The organism is Kistimonas asteriae, from assembly GCF_018263925.1.
GTDB lineage: Bacteria > Pseudomonadota > Gammaproteobacteria > Pseudomonadales > Endozoicomonadaceae > Kistimonas > Kistimonas asteriae.
Genome location: NZ_JAEVHF010000010.1, coordinates 64,449 through 84,221, shown reverse-complemented (window position 1 = coordinate 84,221; position 19,773 = coordinate 64,449). Strand labels below are relative to the sequence as shown.

Annotated in this window: 15 protein-coding genes and 2 tRNA genes; 2 read left to right on the top strand and 15 right to left on the bottom strand. The window is 53.0% G+C overall.

The features are described 5' to 3' along the window. Positions 1 to 403: 403 nt before the first annotated feature. Positions 404 to 1,843 (top strand): catalase, encoded by a 1,440-nt coding sequence (locus tag KHS78_RS12565; protein ID WP_211828815.1) that lies wholly within the window; start codon positions 404 to 406, stop codon positions 1,841 to 1,843. 101 nt (positions 1,844 to 1,944) lie between these two features. Here the strand turns inward: KHS78_RS12565 and KHS78_RS12560 are convergent, their stop codons facing one another. From KHS78_RS12560 to KHS78_RS12515, 10 genes are all read right to left on the bottom strand, one after another. Next, entirely contained in the window at positions 1,945 to 3,129 is a 1,185-nt protein-coding gene (locus KHS78_RS12560) for an iron-containing alcohol dehydrogenase (RefSeq protein ID WP_211828814.1), read from the bottom strand. A 24-nt stretch (positions 3,130 to 3,153) separates the two neighbouring features. After that, positions 3,154 to 4,707, bottom strand: coding sequence for an FGGY-family carbohydrate kinase (locus KHS78_RS12555; protein WP_211828813.1), 1,554 nt, complete (start codon positions 4,705 to 4,707; stop codon positions 3,154 to 3,156). Positions 4,708 to 4,727: 20 nt separating this feature from the next. Beyond that, positions 4,728 to 5,573, bottom strand: coding sequence for a class I fructose-bisphosphate aldolase (locus tag KHS78_RS12550; protein WP_211828812.1), 846 nt, complete (start codon positions 5,571 to 5,573; stop codon positions 4,728 to 4,730). Next, positions 5,524 to 7,311, bottom strand: coding sequence for a glycerol-3-phosphate dehydrogenase/oxidase (locus tag KHS78_RS12545; protein ID WP_211828811.1), 1,788 nt, complete (start codon positions 7,309 to 7,311; stop codon positions 5,524 to 5,526). Before KHS78_RS12545 ends, KHS78_RS12550 begins: the two co-directional genes overlap by 50 nt. A 131-nt stretch (positions 7,312 to 7,442) precedes the next feature. Continuing rightward, on the bottom strand, positions 7,443 to 8,411 hold the full coding sequence (locus KHS78_RS12540; RefSeq protein WP_211828810.1) for an aldo/keto reductase: 969 nt from the start codon (positions 8,409 to 8,411) through the stop codon (positions 7,443 to 7,445). A 22-nt stretch (positions 8,412 to 8,433) separates the two neighbouring features. After that, positions 8,434 to 9,408, bottom strand: a complete 975-nt coding sequence (locus tag KHS78_RS12535; protein WP_211828809.1) for a sugar-binding transcriptional regulator — start codon at positions 9,406 to 9,408, stop codon at positions 8,434 to 8,436. Between the two features lie 39 nt (positions 9,409 to 9,447). Then, on the bottom strand, positions 9,448 to 10,470 hold the full coding sequence (locus KHS78_RS12530; protein ID WP_211828808.1) for an ABC transporter permease: 1,023 nt from the start codon (positions 10,468 to 10,470) through the stop codon (positions 9,448 to 9,450). After that, positions 10,467 to 11,996, bottom strand: a complete 1,530-nt coding sequence (locus KHS78_RS12525) for a sugar ABC transporter ATP-binding protein (RefSeq protein ID WP_211828807.1) — start codon at positions 11,994 to 11,996, stop codon at positions 10,467 to 10,469. The genes KHS78_RS12530 and KHS78_RS12525 overlap by 4 nt, the downstream gene beginning before the upstream one ends. Before the next feature lie 82 nt (positions 11,997 to 12,078). Further along, positions 12,079 to 13,110 carry a substrate-binding domain-containing protein gene (locus tag KHS78_RS12520; protein ID WP_211828806.1) on the bottom strand — a complete coding sequence of 344 codons (1,032 nt, stop codon included), beginning with the start codon at positions 13,108 to 13,110 and terminating at the stop codon, positions 12,079 to 12,081. A 376-nt stretch (positions 13,111 to 13,486) separates the two neighbouring features. Then, complete coding sequence (locus KHS78_RS12515; protein ID WP_211828805.1) at positions 13,487 to 15,532, bottom strand: NADPH-dependent 2,4-dienoyl-CoA reductase; 2,046 nt, start codon at positions 15,530 to 15,532, stop codon at positions 13,487 to 13,489. Positions 15,533 to 15,750: 218 nt separating this feature from the next. On the opposite strand from KHS78_RS12515, the gene KHS78_RS12510 reads away from it, so the two are divergent. Further along, positions 15,751 to 16,782, top strand: coding sequence for an AraC family transcriptional regulator (locus KHS78_RS12510; protein WP_211828804.1), 1,032 nt, complete (start codon positions 15,751 to 15,753; stop codon positions 16,780 to 16,782). Between the two features lie 12 nt (positions 16,783 to 16,794). On the opposite strand, the gene bamJ is transcribed toward KHS78_RS12510, so the two are convergent. The 5 genes from bamJ to gspL form a co-directional block, all read right to left on the bottom strand. Continuing rightward, positions 16,795 to 17,412 (bottom strand): BamJ family beta-barrel-assembly machinery protein, encoded by a 618-nt coding sequence (gene bamJ, locus KHS78_RS12505; protein ID WP_211828803.1) that lies wholly within the window; start codon positions 17,410 to 17,412, stop codon positions 16,795 to 16,797. Between the two features lie 126 nt (positions 17,413 to 17,538). Then, positions 17,539 to 17,615 (bottom strand) — tRNA-Asp (locus tag KHS78_RS12500). A 22-nt stretch (positions 17,616 to 17,637) separates the two neighbouring features. Further along, positions 17,638 to 17,713: transfer RNA gene (locus tag KHS78_RS12495), tRNA-Val, on the bottom strand. Positions 17,714 to 17,853: 140 nt separating this feature from the next. After that, positions 17,854 to 18,360 (bottom strand): type II secretion system protein GspM, encoded by a 507-nt coding sequence (gene gspM, locus KHS78_RS12490; RefSeq protein WP_211828802.1) that lies wholly within the window; start codon positions 18,358 to 18,360, stop codon positions 17,854 to 17,856. 56 nt (positions 18,361 to 18,416) lie between these two features. After that, the gene (gene gspL / locus KHS78_RS12485) at positions 18,417 to 19,772 is read right to left on the bottom strand and encodes a type II secretion system protein GspL (protein ID WP_211828801.1); all 1,356 of its coding nucleotides are present in this window, start codon (positions 19,770 to 19,772) and stop codon (positions 18,417 to 18,419) included. Between the last annotated feature and the right edge of the window lies 1 nt (position 19,773).

The window sequence follows — 19,773 nt, the reverse complement described above, 5'->3', positions numbered from 1 at the left end:
CAAACTATCCGGAATACAGTCATGCGCTAGGGTACGGTTACAGGAAAGCGCTAACACCACCCCAAAAGAACGGTTAATCTAGAGTATTACTGATCCATAAACCAGCTCAAAAAACGTCATTTGTCGTTATAAAATCGCTTAACCGGCTAAATCTTGCACCATCATCAACATCATTCCAGTAACACATATGTCAGCCTATCAGGTCTTCTCGCTCACCAGCATAACCAAGCCTGTCTAGCCACTAAGCAGAACCCATTAAGCCCCCCTTCAAATAAGAAATTTCACCCGAAACTTCATAAACCGCCACTTAAGCTATATTTGCCAAACCGTTGATTTGCCTCGACTTACCACGGAAACACCCCATCGGAAGATACATTTTGTTTCTCATCAAGAGGGATTATGTATGTCAAAACGTCACCTGACTTCTGCTTCAGGCGCACTGGTTGCAGATAACAATAATGTCAAAACAGCCGGCCCCCGTGGACCGATGATGCTGGAAGATGTGTGGTACCTGGAGAAACTCTCCCACTTCGCCCGAGAAGTGATTCCTGAACGGAGAATGCATGCCAAGGGCTCCGGCGCCTACGGCACCTTTACCGTCACCGACGACATTACCCGATACACCAAAGCATCCATTTTTGCGGAAGTGGGCAAACAGACGCCGATGTTTATCCGCTTCTCCACCGTAGCGGGTGAACGGGGTGCGGCGGATGCCGAGCGGGATATCCGTGGTTTTGCCATGAAGTACTACACCGATGAGGGCAACTGGGATCTGGTGGGCAATAACACCCCGGTTTTCTATCTGCGGGATCCATTGAAATTCCCCGATCTCAACCACGTGGTAAAACGGGATCCTCGGAACAATATGAGAAGCAACACGCATAAATGGGACTTCTTTTCCCATCTACCAGAGTCCCTTCACCAGATCACCATCGATTACAGCGACCGGGGTCTGCCCCGTTCCTACCGCCATATGCACGGTTTTGGTAGCCATACCTTCAGCCTCATCAACAGCGACAATGAGCGACACTGGGTGAAGTTTCATTTCCGCTGCGAGCAGGGTATTGAAAACCTGATGGACGACGAAGCCATGAAAATGGTGGGCATGGACAGGGAGTCCTCCCAACGGGATCTGTTCAATGCCATTGAACAGGGCGATCATCCCCGCTGGACCATGCAGATTCAGGTATTAACGGAAGATCAGGCCGCCACACTGCCTTACAACCCGTTTGATCTGACCAAGGTATGGCGCCACGGAGACGCACCCTTGATGGATGTTGGCTACTTCGAGCTGAACAAAAACCCCGATAATTACTTTAACGAAGTGGAACAGGTCGCCATGAATCCGGCGAGCGTTGCGCCCGGTATCAGTTTCTCACCGGACAAGATGCTTCAGGGCCGGCTCTTCTCCTACGGCGATGCCCACCGCTACCGACTGGGCGTCAACCACCACCAGATTCCGGTCAACGCCCCGAAATGTCCGTTCCATAATTACCACCGGGATGGCGCCATGCGGGTGGACAGCAACAGTGGTGACAGTGTCACCTATGAGCCCAACAGCTTTGGCCTGTTTCAGGAATCTCCGGAAACGGCTGAGCCGCCTCTCACGCTGAGTGGAGCCGATGACCACTGGAACCACCGGGAAGATGATGACTATTACTCCCAGGTCGAAGCGCTCTACAATCTGCTCAGCGACGAGGAACATCAGCGCATGTATCAGCGCATTGCCAGCGAGTTAACCACCATCCCTGAGGATATCGCTGAACGACAACTTAAACTGTTCGGTAACGTTCATGAGTCGTATGAGGCAGGCATTAGGAAGGCGATGGCGATGAACGGGTAATCCGCTGATAACCGTCAGGTGAAATACAACCATGCCGACTTATTCAGCGTGATGGCTGTATTTCATCGACTGCTGCGTTAATGGAAGCATCGTGTAACCGTTTATACGGGAGAACACGCCGAAGCATTTTCCCAGATACGGCGGTACAGGGCGACAACCTCCGCTTTTTCAGGTTTCCGCGGATTATTGGCCGGAGAACCGGATGCCAGCGCCTGTTCAGCCATCAACTCCACCAGCTCAAAAAAGCGCGCTTCCTTGATCCCGTACTCCACGAATGAGGGCACCTGCAGATCGCGATTCAGCGCTTTCAGTTCAACCAGCAGCTTATCAACCGCCACGCTATTGGAATCCCGTTCATCAGCCACCCCCATGATTCTGGCGCAGGTGGCATAGCGAGTCGTTGCAGAAGGTACTGAATACGCCGTAATTTCCGGTAACAGCATGGCATTACTGAGTCCATGCGGCACATGGAAATGCGCGCCTATCGGCCGGCTCATGCCATGGACCAGCGCCACGGATGCATTGGAAAAAGCAATACCCGCCAAGGTGGCCCCGAGCATCATCGCCTCCCGTGCCTGTCGGTTACCGGGCTCACGATAAACAGTCCGAAGATTGGGGGCGATCAATGCCATAGCCTGTAATGCCTGCGTATCGCTGTAAGGGTTGGCCTTGCGACTGACATACGCTTCCATCGCATGGGTCAAGGCATCTATGCCCGTATCCGCAGTCACCCGGGCAGGCAGGGAAAGTGTCAGCTCATAATCCACCAGTGCTGCCACTGGCATAAAGCCCTGCCCTACACAGAGCATTTTTTCATCGCTGACCGAATCAGTAATGATGGTAAAGCGGGTCACTTCCGAGCCCGTACCCGCGGTGGTTGGGATGGCTATAATGGGCAGGCCTTCCTCTATCACATCCCTTGGAAAACGGTAATCCTGCATCTCTCCACCATAACGCCCCAGGATCGCGATCGCCTTGGCACTGTCAATCGGACTACCGCCCCCAAGGGCAATGATGGCGTCAAATTCACCGTCACGCACCATCCCCACGCCGGCTCTGATGGAATCCTCTGCCGGTTCCGGCTGGCATTCTGAAAACAGGCCGTAAGTGAACCCGGCCTTCTCCAGCTCCGCCTGAATCTGCTGCACATACCCCAGTTGCACCATCATCGCATCAGTGACGATAAGCGGGCGCTGACAACCCAGTCGACGGAGCACGGCCGTGACCTTCCGGCTGGCGCCAGCCCCAATTTCCATGATTCTCGGCAGTAAGACAGAAGCAGACATGACGGGAGACTCCCATTGTTATTGTTATGCGGTTTCCAGCACTTTGTGATCACCGGACACCGTATCAAGTCGCTGTACGGCCGCACAGTATTGCGCCATCAGTGTCGTCAGTAGCTGATAACGCTGATAACGCGTCCGGTAACAGGGGAACATGGATGGGTCCGGGGCATGATGGCGCTCAATTTGCGTTGTCTGACGAACTCCCTCGGCCAGATCCCGGTAAAGCCCGACACCCACACCGGCAGCCATTGCCGCCCCTCGTGCGCCGATTTCAATGCCATTAGGGACATCGATGGGTATTTCCAGAATATCGGCAAACATCTGCGCCCAGATGTGGCTGCGTGATCCACCGCCGGTCAGCCGTGCCTGCTTGAAATCAGCCCCTGCCTGACGCAGTTGATTGATATGGTTGAGATGCCCGAATGCCACCCCTTCATACAAACTACGCAATAAATGCCGTTTTCCCTGTCCCCCCGAAATACCATAGAAACCGGCTCGCAGACCGGGATGCGTATTCGTGCCGTGAAGGAACGGATGAAAAAGCGGAAGACTGTCGTCAACCGGGGTGGATGCCACCATCCGGTTAACGGTTTCAAAGACTGAACGTCCTTCACTATCCGCTTCCTGCTTTTCCAAACCCAGGCATTCATTGACGAACCATTCCAGGTTCGTGGCCGATGTCGCGCTGGACTCAATGGCGATATACCGTTCCCGGTCAAAGACACAGGACATGAACACGTCAGGATTAGCGATGGGCTGGTCGACAATGACCTGATTGATACTCCAGGTGCCGGCAATGATGGATGCATCACCGGTTTCCACCACTCCCGCCCCCAGGGCACTGGCCACCACATCGAACAGCCCGGCAATAACGGGTACGCCTGCCTGTAGCCCCGTGACCTCTGCTGCTGCCGCCGTGACGGTCCCCACAACATCCGTGCTTTCAAGCAGAGGCGGTAGATAGCTCACCGCCTCAGGCATACCATAAAGACGGAACAACGCATCGCTGTACTGCCGGTCTTTTACATCAATCAGTCCACCACCACTGGCATCGGTAACTTCCGTCGCCCGTTCCCCGGTCAGGCAGAAATTAATGTAATCCTTACAGAAGAACGCCGTACCAATCTGCTCATAAACGACAGGATCAAACCGCTTCAGCCAGGCCAGCAACATACCGGTCTGCGCTGACCAGATCCCCTGGTAGTTGATCGGGTAAATGGTCTGACCACGCCCTTCCTGCTGCCATTCAGCCACCAGCGCTACGGCACGGGAATCCATCGACGGAATGGCAAACAACGGCTGTTGGTCATGATCCAGCAGATAAACACCGTTGCCCTGTCCACTACAACCAATAGCAGCGATGTCACCGGGAGCAATACCGGTTGCCTGCAAGACCTGCCGGATAGCACGCGCGGTCTGTTGCCAGACCTCGGTCATATCCCGCTCAACATGACCCGGCGCCGGATGCCGGGTCTGAACCGGCTCCGCCGCTACGCCGATCTCTCGGCCCGTCAGGTCAAAGATGGCAGCTTTGGTAACCGTGTTGCCATTATCCAGTCCCAAAAGGTACGGCGGCATGATGGACTCCCTTGATTCGATTATTTTTCTGAGTGGTAGATATCCCACGCCTGCTCCGCACTGGCACCGTCATGGATCATCGCCATGAAGGACCTTACCACCTGCCGCGGATTCTCGTGCTGATAGATATTACGACCGTACACCATCCCCATGGCACCCTGATCCAGCAGCTGCCGCGCCTTGGTGAAGACGGTTCTCAGATCTTCCTTGCCGCCACCGCGCACCAGTACCGGACAGCGGGCCGTTTCCACCACCTCATGGAAATCTTCTGCATTGGCCGTCGGATCCGCCTTGATGATGTCGGCTCCCAGCTCACGGGCCAGACGCACCAGGGTCACAATTTTCTCCCGGTCGCCATCGACCATGTAACCGCCCCGGATGCTGTTATCCTGCATGACCAGCGGTTCAATCATCAGCGGCAACCCGTACTTGTCGCAATCATTACGGATACGGCTGATATTGTTCACACACTGACGGAACAGGTCCGGCTCATCCGGCAGCATGAACAGGTTGACGACCACACAGGCCGCATCCATTTGCAGTGCAGGCAATAGCGGTTCCTGATCATTCTGAAGTTGTGCCCACATGACCCGGTGTCGATCAGCATTGTAGGGATTCCCCAAATCAACGCGCATCACCAACGCAGGCTTTTCCTTGCCTTCAATTTCCTGCAACAGGTCACTCTGCCCAAAATTCATCTGAATGGCATCGGGGCCAGCATCCACCAACTGGCCGACGACTTTACCCATATCCTCCAGGCCGTCCAGGAAACCGGGTTCATTACAAACGCCATGGTCAATAGCGACATCCAGACACTTACCCCGCCTGAACAACCGCTTCATACGCACTTTCTTGGCTTGATACATGGTGCTCTTCACTCCTGATTGAGGGTCTTTTATTGAGTGTGTTGTGATCCAGTCCATGGTGTTTTTCCAGGTGAGAGAGCGTACGGCTGAGCTCCTCTTCTGCCACCTCGGCAGACCAGCCTGACTGACGAGCCAGCAGTTCATTGAACTCCTGAACCATCGCCATATTCAGTTCGCCACTAATCGCCAGTGCTGTGCGCCGCAACAGCAGGTCGGAAAGATGGACAACCTGTTCACTGCCAATCAGGTAAGTCAGCTCGCCATACGAGTAGCCAGTGTGGTGCTCCAGCGGTCTGTCATTGCCAAGATCATACTTTTCAGCCAAGGCAACTGCGCAGGTGCCATAACGCATCAGCAGCTGTTCTGCACGTAAGATCGAACACCCATATTTTTCACTGAACTGCTGACACCAGTGCTCACGTTCACTGTCGCTTTCGGGATAATCCTTTCCTCCCCCGATCGCCAGCGCATGCGTTGACTGCTGCCGTGTCACATCCAGATCAGCGAGCACCCGGTCAGCGACCTGTTCCGCAAAACTGCGGAATGTCGTCCATTTCCCCCCCACCATGGAATAAACCGGAAAGGGTTGATCCTCACTGGCAGGCATCACCCGACAGCTATGATCCCTGGATATCTGGCCGTTGGTCTCACGATCGCTGGCCGGCAGTGGACGTACACCGCTGAACCGATAGACGATCTCATCATGGCTGATCGTGATATCAGGGAATATGTATTTGAGCGATTCCAGGATATAGGCCGTTTCCTCTGCGGTGCAGACGGCAGTATCCGGATTGGTGATACTGATATCCGTCGACCCCACCAGCACATTGTCAAAATAAGGAAACAGAATGCAGATGCGACCTTCGGGATTTTCGTAATAAATCATCCCTCCGCCGGTCGCCTGATACAGTTCCCGGTTATTGATAATCAGGTGGGAACCCTTGGTGCCGCCGATAAACTGCGTAGGCATCGAAAATGCCTGATTGGTAAAGTCAATCCAGGCACCTGCCGCATTGACCACGACACGTGGTTTGACGCGAATCTGTGCCCCGTCGGTTCTGTCTTCGATCATCAACTGATCGCCTTCCGCCCGGATCAGCTCGGCATAGTTCAATGCCATCCCGGTATCAGACAATTGTTCCGTATCAGCGAGGAGTTCGAAAGCCAGCCGCTCCGGATAGCTGATCCAGGCGTCATAATAGGTTGCACTGCAAACAGTCTCTTTATTCAGTGCTGGCCATTGAGTGTTCGTTGAACACTTCCGATGAAAGCGGTGAGTGGGCATCGATGTTGCCCCTTTGGTAAACAGGTCATACGCCATCAGCCCCAATTTGATAACAAACGCCCCGCGTCGTGACTGTTTGTCTGATAGCCGAAGAAACCGCAACAATGCCTGCCAGACGCCGTCCCACCGGGAAAAAATCGGAATGGTCGTAGGCAGTGGCCGCACATAATGGGGCGCATTCGCCAGCAGCCGGTTGCGCTCATTCAGGGACTCCCTGACAAGGGTAAACTCCCCATTTTCAAGGTAACGCAGACCACCATGAATCATTCGGGACGGTGCCGCACTGGCGCCGCTGCAATAATCCTCTTTTTCGACCAGAAGGACATCAACGCCCTGTAATGCCAACTCACGATACAGGCCAATCCCGTTGATGCCGCCCCCAACAATGACGACAGAGACATCCGGCGACTGCAACAATCGGGCGCGCTTTTGTTTCCTTGTTTCAGCGTTCATATCGATTCACTCAATCAATCGCCAGGCACAGAAAAACCGCAAAAGTCATGAACACTTTTGTACGATGAACTGTTTTATTGTTTTAACGCAGTCAGGTTATTGTTATTAAACAACCTGACCCTTTCTCATTATCAAAAGAACGCTGACAGTGCCGTCGACACCTGATCGATCTCTGCCGCTGTCAGTGTCACTTGGCCTGCCACCGCATTTTCTTCAGACTGCCTGGCATCCCGGGCGCCACACAATGCAAACATCTGGCCTGACTGAGCAATCGTCCAGGCAATCACCAATTGCGCAATGCTGACATTATGCGCATGGGCAAGCGGTGCCATCGCCGCGAGCATATCTGCCACCTTCTGACGGTTTTCAAGGCTAAAACGCGGATCGGTGATACGCTGATCATCGCCCCTGAACTGGCGATCCGGCCCAATTTTTCCGGTCAGCAACCCCTGAGCCAGGGTCGAATAACTCAGCACCCCGACCCCCTGCTGTTCACACAAAGGCAACAGGTCTGCCTCAATCTCGCGGTCAAGCATGCTGTACTTTTCCTGAATCGCATCGACCGGCCCACACGCCAGGTATTCACGCAGCTCCGTTTCATTCACATTACTGACCCCAATCGCACGGATCTTCCCTTCCTGCTTCAGTTGCAGGAGTGCATCCATGGTTTCAGCGATCGGTGTCGTAGGATCCTGCCAGTGGGTGATATAGAGGTCGATATAGTCCGTACCCAGCCGCTTCAGGCTCTGTTCCAGCTCATACCGAATGGCGTCAGCGCCCAGGTAGCGATAAACCGGCGTACCTTCTTCATCAAAGAAATGGTTACCTTTCTGGGTATGCCAGACAAGTCCACACTTGGTTGCCAGTACCACCTTGTCACGACGCCCCCGTATGGCTTCACCCACAAGCGATTCTGACCGCCCGAGACCATAGGCCGGCGCCGTATCAATGAGGTTGACGCCATTATCCAGTGCGGCATGAATCGCTGAAATGGAATCACGGTCATTGCCGCCACCCCACATCCAGCCGCCCATGGCCCAGGTGCCCAGTCCGATGACCGATGTTTCGATGTCTGAACTGCCCAGTGTCTTGTAATTCATGGATATCATCACTCCTGCAGTTTTATTTGTTATGTTTTTCGAGCACATCCAGTACGGCTAGTGATGTGCATTCATCGGTGACCAGCGTCTTCAGCCGTCGACTGCGCAGGGCACCACAGATGGGTATGACCTTGGCATCACCGGCCGCGACACCAATTGAATGAGGAATATGCTGCAGGTCATCCAGCGTCAGCCCGACCAGCTTGCTGTTATATTCCGCCAGACAGGGATAACCCAGGCTGTCAAACAGATGGGCGAACAGGTCACCGGCTGCATCCGCCTGCACGATTTTGTCCCGTTCATGCTTCGATGCCGGATACAGATCAAAGTAGCTTGAGTCATCCGGCACAATAGAGCCTATCCCCAACAGTGCGAACCGGGCCTGCCGCGCCCGGTCAAGGACTTCCTGAATCGGGCGTACAGCCATCAACATGTCGCGTTCCTTGGCAGAACCGGCAAACAGTGGCGCATGCAACTGGTAAGCCTTGCCGTTCAAGCGTTCGGACAGCTGACTGGCCAAGTGGTTGACGTCGGTATAATGCTTACCCTGAACCCCGCCCGTAGCCGGCACAACGGTAATATTCTGATACAGTCGTTTAGGGCGAATCTCATCAACAATGGCGCTGACCGCCTTCCCCCCACTGATACAGATCGTATCGCCATCTTCCAGATGTTCCAGGAGGTAACCCGCCGCCGCACGGCCTGCCGATTTCACCACCAGCTGCGCATCCGTTGAAAAATCAGGCGTGATAACAGCACTCTCTATCGAACTCACTGCGCGCAAACGGTTTTCGATCGTCAGCAGGTGGTTGTGCGGTGTATTGATCGTAATATCAATCCAGCCAAGTTCCCTGGCATGACGTATGATCCGGTTCACCTTGGCAGTAGACAGGGTGAGCATCTTGGCGATTTCCGCCTGACTGCGCTCCTCCAGGTAATGGAGGCTGACCACCTTGCTATAAAGCCGGATATTTTCAAAATCCAAATCAGTACTCACTGATCATTCTCCATGCTGCTGATCGTCTGCAAAGAAGGGTTAGCTTGCAGCGCAGCTCCGCCGGTTATGTAAAATCTGGTCAATGGAAACGGCCAGCAACAGGATGGCGCCCTTGATCAGGTCCTGCCAGTAAACAGAGACGTTGAGCAGAATCAGGGAACTGGACACGATCGACAGCAGTGCAATACCCAGAATGGCACCCAGCACACTGCCTTCACCCCCTTTCAGGCTGGCGCCACCAATGACAGCTGCGGCAATGATATTCAATTCCAGTCCTACACCAAAATTGGGTGTCGCTGCGCCAAACTTGGACATGTAGATAATGCCGGCAAATCCAGCCAACGTCGTACAGAGTACGATAGCGCCCAGCTTCACACGATTAACATTGATGCCGGAATATTCCGCTGCCTTTTCATTGCTGCCGGTGTAAAACACCTTTCTGAAGGCTGCCGCATGGCGCAGGAGATAGTCGCTGATCACTATCACCACAAAAAAGATGATAATCACGAAAGGCACCCCGAACACGGTTCCCTGACCAATAAACTTAAACGACGGCGGAAGAGTGAACAGGGAAAGCGGCGTCCCCTGGGTAATGGTCATACTGAGACCGCGGGCTATCCCCATCAGCGCCAAAGAGGCTATAAAGGTATGCAGTCCGATACGGGTCACAGTCAAACCCATCAGGTAACCCGCGAATGAACAGCAGCCAATACTGATCAGGCTGGCCAACCACGGATTCATACCCATCAGGAATAGCTTGCCGGCAATGACCATGGCCAGGCACATCACCGCCCCAACGGACAAATCAATCCCGCCAACAATGATCAACACAGTCATACCGACCACAACAATCCCTTCCGTGGAGAAGGAAAGCATCATCGCCTTCATGTTGTGCCAGGTCAGAAAATAGGGTGACGCAAAGCTCATGCCGATAAAAATAGCGACAATGATCAGAATCAACGTCGCTTCACGCATATTCTTCAACCCTTTCAGCCGGTCAAAGAAGCCGGAAGTCGTACGGGATTGAAGTACCGGTGACGGGTTGGTTTCTACGTTATTCATGCGATTTCCAGCCCTGTTGTGGTGGTGAGTCCTGATGCCAGCTGAATGATATTTTCTTCGGTAATGTCAGCGCCGCTGAGCGTCCCCTGCTGTTGGCCCTGATGCATAACCATAACCCGGTCACAAAGCCCTACCACTTCAGGCAGCTCGGAAGAAATGACAATAACGCCAACCCCTTCATTGGCCAGACGACGAATCAGCTGATGAATTTCAACCTTGGCACCGACGTCTATTCCACGGGTCGGTTCATCCATAATGATGATGGACGGATTAATCGACAGGATCTTGGCAATGGCAACCTTCTGCTGGTTACCGCCACTGAGGGAGGAAACCGGTTTATCCATACCCGCGCTTTTCAATCGCAGCTGTTCTGTTAACCGCGACGCCTGTGTCTGCTCACTGGTTTTACTGATAACGCCCCAGCGATTACTTACTTGTCCAAGCTTCAGTACTGAGACATTCCCGGCAATCGACAGGTCAAGAAAGACGCCGGTTTCCTTTCGATCTTCTGACAGGTAGGCAACACCGCAGGCAATACTGTCCTGATAGTCGCTGATTCGAACCTCTTCACCTTTCAGCAAAAACTTGCCCATCGTCTTGGGGTGCAGACCACAGATCGCCTTGACCATTTCACTGCGCCCTGCCCCCATCAACCCTGCAACACCCAGAATCTCGCCTTTATGAAGTTTGAAATTAATTTCCTGAAAACGGTTTTCATCAGTTAACTGCCTGACTTCCAGCAACACTTCCAAATTGCCTGGATCACCGAAAAACTTTTCAGGGTAGAGATGACTGATTTCACGACCAACCATCCGCCTCACAACCTCATCAGGACTGGTTTCACTGACAGCATCAGTACTGACCCACTGCCCATCCCGAAGTACGGTGACCCGGTCACACTGCTCAAATATCTCCGCCATTCGGTGGCTAATATAGATGATACTGATGCCCTGTTGTTTCAGAGACTGCATGATAGCGAATAACGCTTCAGACTCAGTTTCTGTCAATGCTGCCGTGGGTTCATCAAGGATCAAGATGTTACATTTCAACGACAACGCTTTGGCAATTTCAACCAGTTGCTGTTCGGAAATACTCAAGGAATCGAGCCGCTGACCAGGGTCAATATGGGGTGCAATCGGCTCAAGGCATTTTTTGGCCGTGGCCTTCAGCGCACCGAAATCAACAAACCACTTTTGGCTTCGGTTGATCAGCGCCATATTGATATTTTCAGCCACGGACACATCAGGACACAGCACGATTTCCTGATGCACAAAACCAATACCTAGATCCTGTGCCTGCAGGGGACCTTTGATCACCACCGGCTTACCCTTGACATGAATCGTTCCTGAATCCGGCTGATGAATGCCATCAATGATTTTCATCAACGTGGATTTACCCGCACCATTTTCACCAGCAACCGCGTGTATCTCGCCTTTGCGCAGGGTGAAATTAACGCCTGACAACGCCTGGGTCGCGCCAAATGATTTATGGACATTGCAAATATCCATCATGACATCCTGGTTCATAACCCTGTCCTCACTGCCTGTTAAGTCATTCAGGTGACAGAGAGCCGCAACAGCACCGGCTCACTGCAAGAACACTGACGGGTTATTCGTTGATACCTTCAGTACCACGACGCTGGAGATATTTATCCCAGTAGAAGTCGTCGGCATTCAGCTTGGAGACAATGGAGAACCCATTATCGAGGAAAGGAACAGACATCGGGTTGAAGCCTGAACGGGCATAGTCGTTCATGGGGTCAATCTGGTCCTTACGGCTGGCCATGTACAGGAGCATCATGCCCATGTAACCCTGAACGCCCTGATTGGGATTCACCGCACCAAAGACATCACCGGCCTTGATCATATCGAGAATCTTGGCATTCACATCCGCATTAAAGACACGAATGTTGCCACCCAGTTCTTTGGCAGCCTGAGCCGCACCCAAGGCAGACGTCGCTTCCGGCATGAAAACTGCACCCAGGTCCGGATTGCCCTGTGCCATGCTCATCAGCGCGTTATACGCCTTGACAGCATCGGTATTACTGGCGGCCCGCGACACCAGTTCCATGTCCGGCCACTTATCCTTCATACGCTGAATGAAAGCCTGTACACGACGGTCATGGTTATCCTGACCGGGATTTTCCAGAACCGCGTACTTGCCCTTGCCGCCCATATCTTTGGCAATGGTATCTGCCGCGTACTGCCCTTCCCGGTAATTATCCGACGTAATGAACGATACGCGATTACTTTGGGGAGAATCAGCAGCAAAGGTCACAACAGGGATCCCCATTTCGGCAGCCCGGTTGATGGGCTCGATGAAAGGATCAGGATTCATGGGATGCAGCAGGATACCGGCAGGCTTCTTGGCCAGTATCTGCTCAAACGACGCCAATTGTTTATTCACGTCATATTCCGGCGTACCGGTATAGACTGTCTTGCAGCCCATCTGTTGGGCCGCCTGCTTCATCATTTCATATACCGGGAACCAGTACTCAACCCCGGACACCATGACATTCATGTAGAAGGTTTCACCGGGTGTACAGCGGAAGGGAGGAATGGGCTCTTCAGCACTGGCCTGCTGAACACCACCGAAGACCACCATGGCCGAGAGGCATACACCCGCTAGCAGTTTCTTCATGATCACAACACCTTATTATTTTTGTATGTGTTTTTTTGTGTATTGACGACTATCCCCTCAGCACATGAGTTACAGTGGTCAATAACACTGATTTCGTTTTACTGCCGCCTTTCTGATATATATTTCAACGGATGAAATATATTGACACCTAAACTAATCGCCCTCTCAATGTCGTGTCAACAACAATTACAAAAGTATTTCAGTGAATAGAGAGGAGTGTGATGCAGATCGCCTCTATGCCGTGGAAATGTCAGAACAAGATGGCAAATAGGCTGGTGTTTTTTTCTCGCTAGAAAGGATCTGCAAAAAATCCAGACGCAAAAAAGCGCCCCTGCAGCTTTGCTGCAGGGGCGCTCTATTGGACAACATGGGCGGATCAGATCACAGAAGCCAGACGAGAGCCCTGGTCAATGGCACGCTTGGCATCCAGCTCGCCCGCCTCATCGGCTCCACCGATCAAATGCACGGGCACACCGGCTGATTCGATCTCAGCCTGCAACTCGCGCAGTGGCTCCTGACCAGCACATACGATAATGGTATCGACCGGTAGCACCTTGGCTTCGCCATCCTGAACGATATGTAATCCTTCATCATCCACTTTCTGGTACTCAACTTTATTGAGCATCATTACCCCCTTATGTTTAAGGGTTGCCCGGTGGATCCAACCGGTGGTTTTGCCCAGATTCTGTCCGACCTTGCTCTTCTTACGCTGCAGCAGGAACACCTGGCGCGGGGATTCCGGCAATTGCTGCCGCACCCCTTCGACACCGCCGCGAACATTAAAGTCCTTGTCGATACCCCATTCTTTAAAGAAGGCTTCCTTACTCAGGCTGCTGGACTGACCTTCGTGAGTGACGAACTCCGCCACATCAAAGCCGATACCACCAGCGCCGATAATGGCCACATTCTTACCAACTGGCTTGCCATGCTTCAAAACATCCAGGTAACCCAGCACCTTCTCATGATCAATACCATCAACGGCCGGCGTTCTCGGTACGATACCCGTCGCCAAAACCACCTCATCAAACCCGATACCCAGCAAATCACCGGCCTTCACTTTCTGACCCAACTGCAGGTTAACGCCCGTCAGCTCAATACGACGACGGAAGTAACGCAGGGTTTCATAAAACTCTTCCTTGCCGGGAATCCGTTTGGCTACATTGAACTGACCACCAACCTCATCGGCCTGGTCAAACAGAGTCACTGCATGTCCACGTTCGGCCGCAACGGTAGCAAAGGCGAGTCCCGCAGGACCGGCACCTACTACGGCAATTTTCTTGCGGGTTTCTTCCTGTTTTAGCGGAATATAATTCAGTTCCGTTTCATGGCAGGCCCTGGGATTGACCAGACAACTGGTCAGCTTGGCCTGGAAAGTATGGTCCAGACAAGCCTGATTACAGCCGATGCAGGTATTAATTTCATCTGCACGATCCTGCGCTGCCTTGATAACAAATTCACCATCCGCCAGGAACGGACGCGCCATGGAGACCATATCAGCCTGCCCCTTGGCGAGCACTTCTTCTGCCACATCCGGTGTATTGATACGGTTGGTCGTTACCAGCGGAATACCGACTTCCCCTTTCAACTTCGCGGTTACATCCGTAAAGGCCGCCCGAGGCACCATGGTAGCAATGGTCGGGATACGGGCTTCGTGCCAGCCAATCCCGGTATTGATCAAGGTGGCGCCAGCTTCTTCGACTTTCCTGGCCAGCGTGACAATTTCATCCCAGACACTACCGCCTTCCACCAGATCCAGCATGGAAAGACGATAGATAATGATGAAATCCGTCCCTACCCGTTCGCGCACTCGACGAATGATTTCAAGGGGCAAGCGGATACGGTTTTCATAACTGCCACCCCAACGATCGGTTCGCTTGTTGACCCGCTCGGCAATGAACTGGTTAATGAAATACCCTTCAGACCCCATGATCTCAACACCGTCGTAGCCGGCTTTCTGCGCGAGTGCAGCGCAATTGATGAAATCCTGAATCTGCTCTTCGATTTCCTCTTCCGACAATTCATGGGGTTTGAACGGATTGATAGGCGCTTGCACAGCGGAAGGGGCAACACTTTTAGGGCTATAGGCGTAACGACCGGCATGGAGAATTTGCATGCAGATCTTGCCGCCTTCCTTATGGACAGCTTCCGTCACAACCCGGTGCTCTTCCGCTTCTTCTTCCGTATTCAGCTTGGCTGCACCCATGGCCACGGCGCCTTCGGCATTCGGCCCAATACCGCCGGTAACAATGAGACCAACCCCGCCACGGGCGCGCTCCGCATAGAATTCAGCAAGGCGCTCAAATCCTTTCGGGCGCTCTTCAAGCCCGGTATGCATGGATCCCATCAGGGTCCGGTTACGCAACGTAGTGAAACCAAGATCCAGCGGCACCAGCAGGTGCGGGTATTTGTCGTGTCCTGACATACGATTCTCCTCACTCATCAGCAGGCGGCATTATCTGTTGTTATTCGTGATCAAGCCGCATTGATGATGTTCAATGTGCCCGTTATGCTCACGAGGGTTTGTCCGCCGTTATTCACGGTTTAGAATTCAGGTTATTGTCCAGACGACAGTAATCGTAAGGACATACCGAAACAATGACCGAAAACAACAAATCACTGACCGTGGATGTACATTAAACGATGAAGCTGGGTGAGCTGTCGCTGAATTTTACCCTGCCCCTGCTGAACGCAGTTCGCAGCAGTGGATACGATCCGTCACCGGTGCTTGAACGGTTCAGTATTACACCAGAACAACTCAGCAACCAGCACCACTGGATGTCCATTGGACGATTCATGCGGCTCGGTCACGCCCTGATCGAACTGACGGGCAATCCTGCACTGGGCCTGAAAGCCGGTGAACACAGCCGCCTGCACGGGCTGGGATTATGTGGTTATACCGCCATGACCGCAGACACATTGGGAGCCGCCCTGTCATTACTGGTAAAACTCGAGCCCTTATACGGCCGCAATATCCGTGGACAGTCCCGTTACCTGGAAACGTCAGGCGCCAGTATCCTTCGGTTTTACTCTATAGCGCCTTATAACGAATACAACCGATTTGTCGTTGATAGCGTACTGAGTAGCTGGCACCAGTTATGTGCATTGCTAACTGGCGCAGACAACCTTATCAGAGAAATCCATTTTGAATTTCCGGCCCCCCATTACGTGGCAGCCTATGTTGAAGCCTTTAACCTGCCGGTGCTCTTTGGCCAACCGCACAACCAACTGATACTGGGATCAAAGACATCTTCGACCCCCTGCTTGTTTGCCAACCTGGCCGATCACACGGTCTTTCTCACCCAGTGCGAACAACGCCTTCACAATCTAGCAGAGTGGAACAGCTATCGGAGCAAAACGGCCCAGATCATCGCCTCATTACTACCGGATACCACGCCGGGGCTGGATGATGTTGCAGAAAAATTGCACCTGCCGGCATGGACCTTGCGACGCAAACTGCAGGAAGAAGCAACCAGTTTTAAGCAGCTTCTGGATGAAACCCGGGAATCATTGGCCAGCGCCTGGCTGAAAGAGTCAGATTATGCCCTGTCAGAAATTGCCTTCATGACAGGCTTTTCGTCAACGGAAGCCTTCCAGCGTGCATTTAAACGGTGGAGTGGTATGACACCGGGAGAATTCCGGCGCCAACATCAGGTTGGCCGCCGGAATCGATAGGAGGGTTCGCGATCAGGCAACGATATCGAGCAGTTCAACATCAAACACCAGGGCAGCATACGGAGGGATAGCGCCACCCGCACCACGTTCGCCATACGCCAGGTTATGAGGAATGTGCAGCTTGTACTTGTCGCCTACACGCATCATCTGCAGCGCTTCAATCCAGCCGGCGATCACACCGGTCACCGGAAACTCTGCTGGCTCACCACGGGATACAGAACTGTCGAACACGGTCCCATCCACCAGCATGCCATGGTAATGAACACGCACGGTATTATCACGTGATGCCTGCGGACCCTCACCTTCTACAATAATTTCATACTGCAGGCCGGACTCAGTCACTTTAACGGTATCGCGCTTGGCGTTTTCTGCCAGGTAGGCTTCACCTTCGGCCATTAACACCTTGGCTTTCTCTTCATGCTCAGCTTGCATTTTCTGGCTGATCACGGAAAACGCTTCCTTTACCAACGCTGGATCAACAGCCCAGCCTTCCCCACGCAGTGCATCGCCCAGCCCTTGCTGAACAGCCTCAATGGACAGCCCGGCAAAGCTCTGACTGGCCAGCTGGTCACCCATCTGACGACCGATACCGTAACTGGCCTGCTGCTCGTGGGTTTCGTATTGGGACATTCGACTGCTCCGCTGTTGGATAAAGGGAGCAAGAATATCAGACTGGACAAGAGAAAGGGATACACGACGACCGCGTAATGACGATAATAAAAAAGCCTGCAACCAATGATTGCAGGCTTTTTAAACTGGCGGACCGGACGGGGCTCGAACCCGCGACCTCCGGCGTGACAGGCCGGCATTCTAACCAACTGAACTACCGGTCCGCTTCTTTTGCAGCACTTGTATTGGTGGGTGATGACGGGATCGAACCGCCGACCCTCTGCTTGTAAGGCAGATGCTCTCCCAGCTGAGCTAATCACCCAACACGCTTTCAAACGCCGCCTTCTCAGAGAAGGTTGTCACTGACGTCTGCAAGTGGCTACGGGAAGCGCATTCTACAGATTTACTGGTGCAGGTCAATGCCTTCTCACAGAAAAAGACGACAGCATCATTATGTTCACGCTAATAGGACAAACGCATAAACACTTTGACAACACCGTCTTGCTCTGTTCGATCTATACGAATCTGACGAATCTGCAGGTGTTCTTTTTCGTTCATGTCAATCAACCATCCCAACAGCTTCTGGTAAGGCACCTCATCAATCCATACCGACACCCCCTGTCGGGCTGGCTGCACACGGGTCAGGGTCAGACCTGAGCGCTTACCGGACGACGCAATCACTGACGCGGCATCTTTCGTTGGGGCTGACTGTGAAGAGGTTGTCACTACGGATCTTGCCCGAGCCTGGTTAGCCACCATCAATGCCTGCGTTTCTTTTTCGTAGAGATAATCATCACGCTGTTTGGTTGACCAGCTGGCGATGGGGTGCCAGATCGCAAAATAGACAAACAGCACCGTAAAAAAAATCGATAGCGCAAGCAGCGCCCGCTGATCACGGCTGGACAGTTGCGAATAATAATCCCGCAATCGCTCCAGATAAGGGGCTAATGCATCGGTCAATTTACCCATGATGACGTTTAATCCTTACCAGTGAATCGACTTAACTTATGAACCTCAACATGTCGCTATGACGACTTCATACTGAGCCGGGCAACCACCGTATCCCCTTCCTGGTTCGCGGTTTCCATCGTCGCCTTCAAACCAGCTTCACGCAGCGCTTCCAGGTAACGGTTGACGGCCTCAAAACTCGCGGCCGCGACATTCAGTGTCACCCCATCACCACTCTCATTAAAATCCAGACTTTTCGGCTCGACCCCTTTTGCCGATGCCTGAGCACTGACCCTGGACAGGGTATTCAAGACCAGCAGGAAGCCATTGTCTGCTTGTGCGGTGCCAGCCCGTTTTAACAAACTGTTAAAGCGGTTTCTGACATCCACCACCGACCGGTCGCCCGGATTGATTTCCTTATAAAGTGCATAGTTCTGGGCATAATAATGGGCTGCCTGAGACTGAAACCAGACCCCCTGCCCCACGTAAAACACAAATTCCAGTGCCAGCCATACCCCTGCAACCCAGGCCACAGGACGCCACTGCCGCCAGCGCTTGCCCGCCTTCCGGGGGCATTTGAAGGCACCACTGCGAAATTCCACCAGCGCTCTTGCCCTGCGCTGCTCAGACAACAATGACGCGAGCGCCGATAATACGCTGCCACCATTGACTCCCTGATGCTCAATGGTGACGCCGTCCCCTGCCAATCCCGTAATCAGAGCAATATCCGTATCACTTTCATTGTGCTCGGAAAGTACCTTTATTGTGGTGATCACATTCTCCGGCTCTGACGTGTCCTTATCGTCATCGACCTGCACCGCTGCGCCCTGCTTAACGACATCATGATGAAGATACTGGCCGAGCAATAAAGATAATGCATCACGATCCACGGTCTGCGCCGGTTTTTCATGGGAGGCAATCGTCACCATTCCCTGCTCAAACAGCAGCATGATCGTTTTTTCATCGGTATGCCAAAGGCCATTCTCAGACACAACACTGACGGGCGCGATGCCACTTTCAGCGAATGTATCCATCAATTCCTGCATATCAGCTACCGGAAGATGCCCGACCAGCACACTGTCATGCCCGGCTTCCGGCAAACCGACGATATGCTGCTCTTCAACATTGCCAATCAGGTTTTCCTCAACCAGATAAGGTAGCGCCTGCTGCAGGTGTTTTTTCTGGGCCGATGTCACCGGCAAACGCTGGAGACCGGTCAGGGTTCCGGGCAATAACACCGTGATCTGCTCTGGCCACTGCTCTGGTACCTCTTGTTGCACCTGTTCAGCCCAGACCTGAAGATCAGGAAGACTGCCCTGCCGGATGGTCGCCTCATCGTCTGACGCTTGCCCTCTCACCATCCACTGAACAGGGGAAGTGGCGCCTTCTCCATGCACAGATGGCATGATACGAATGACAAGTTCCTGATTCATC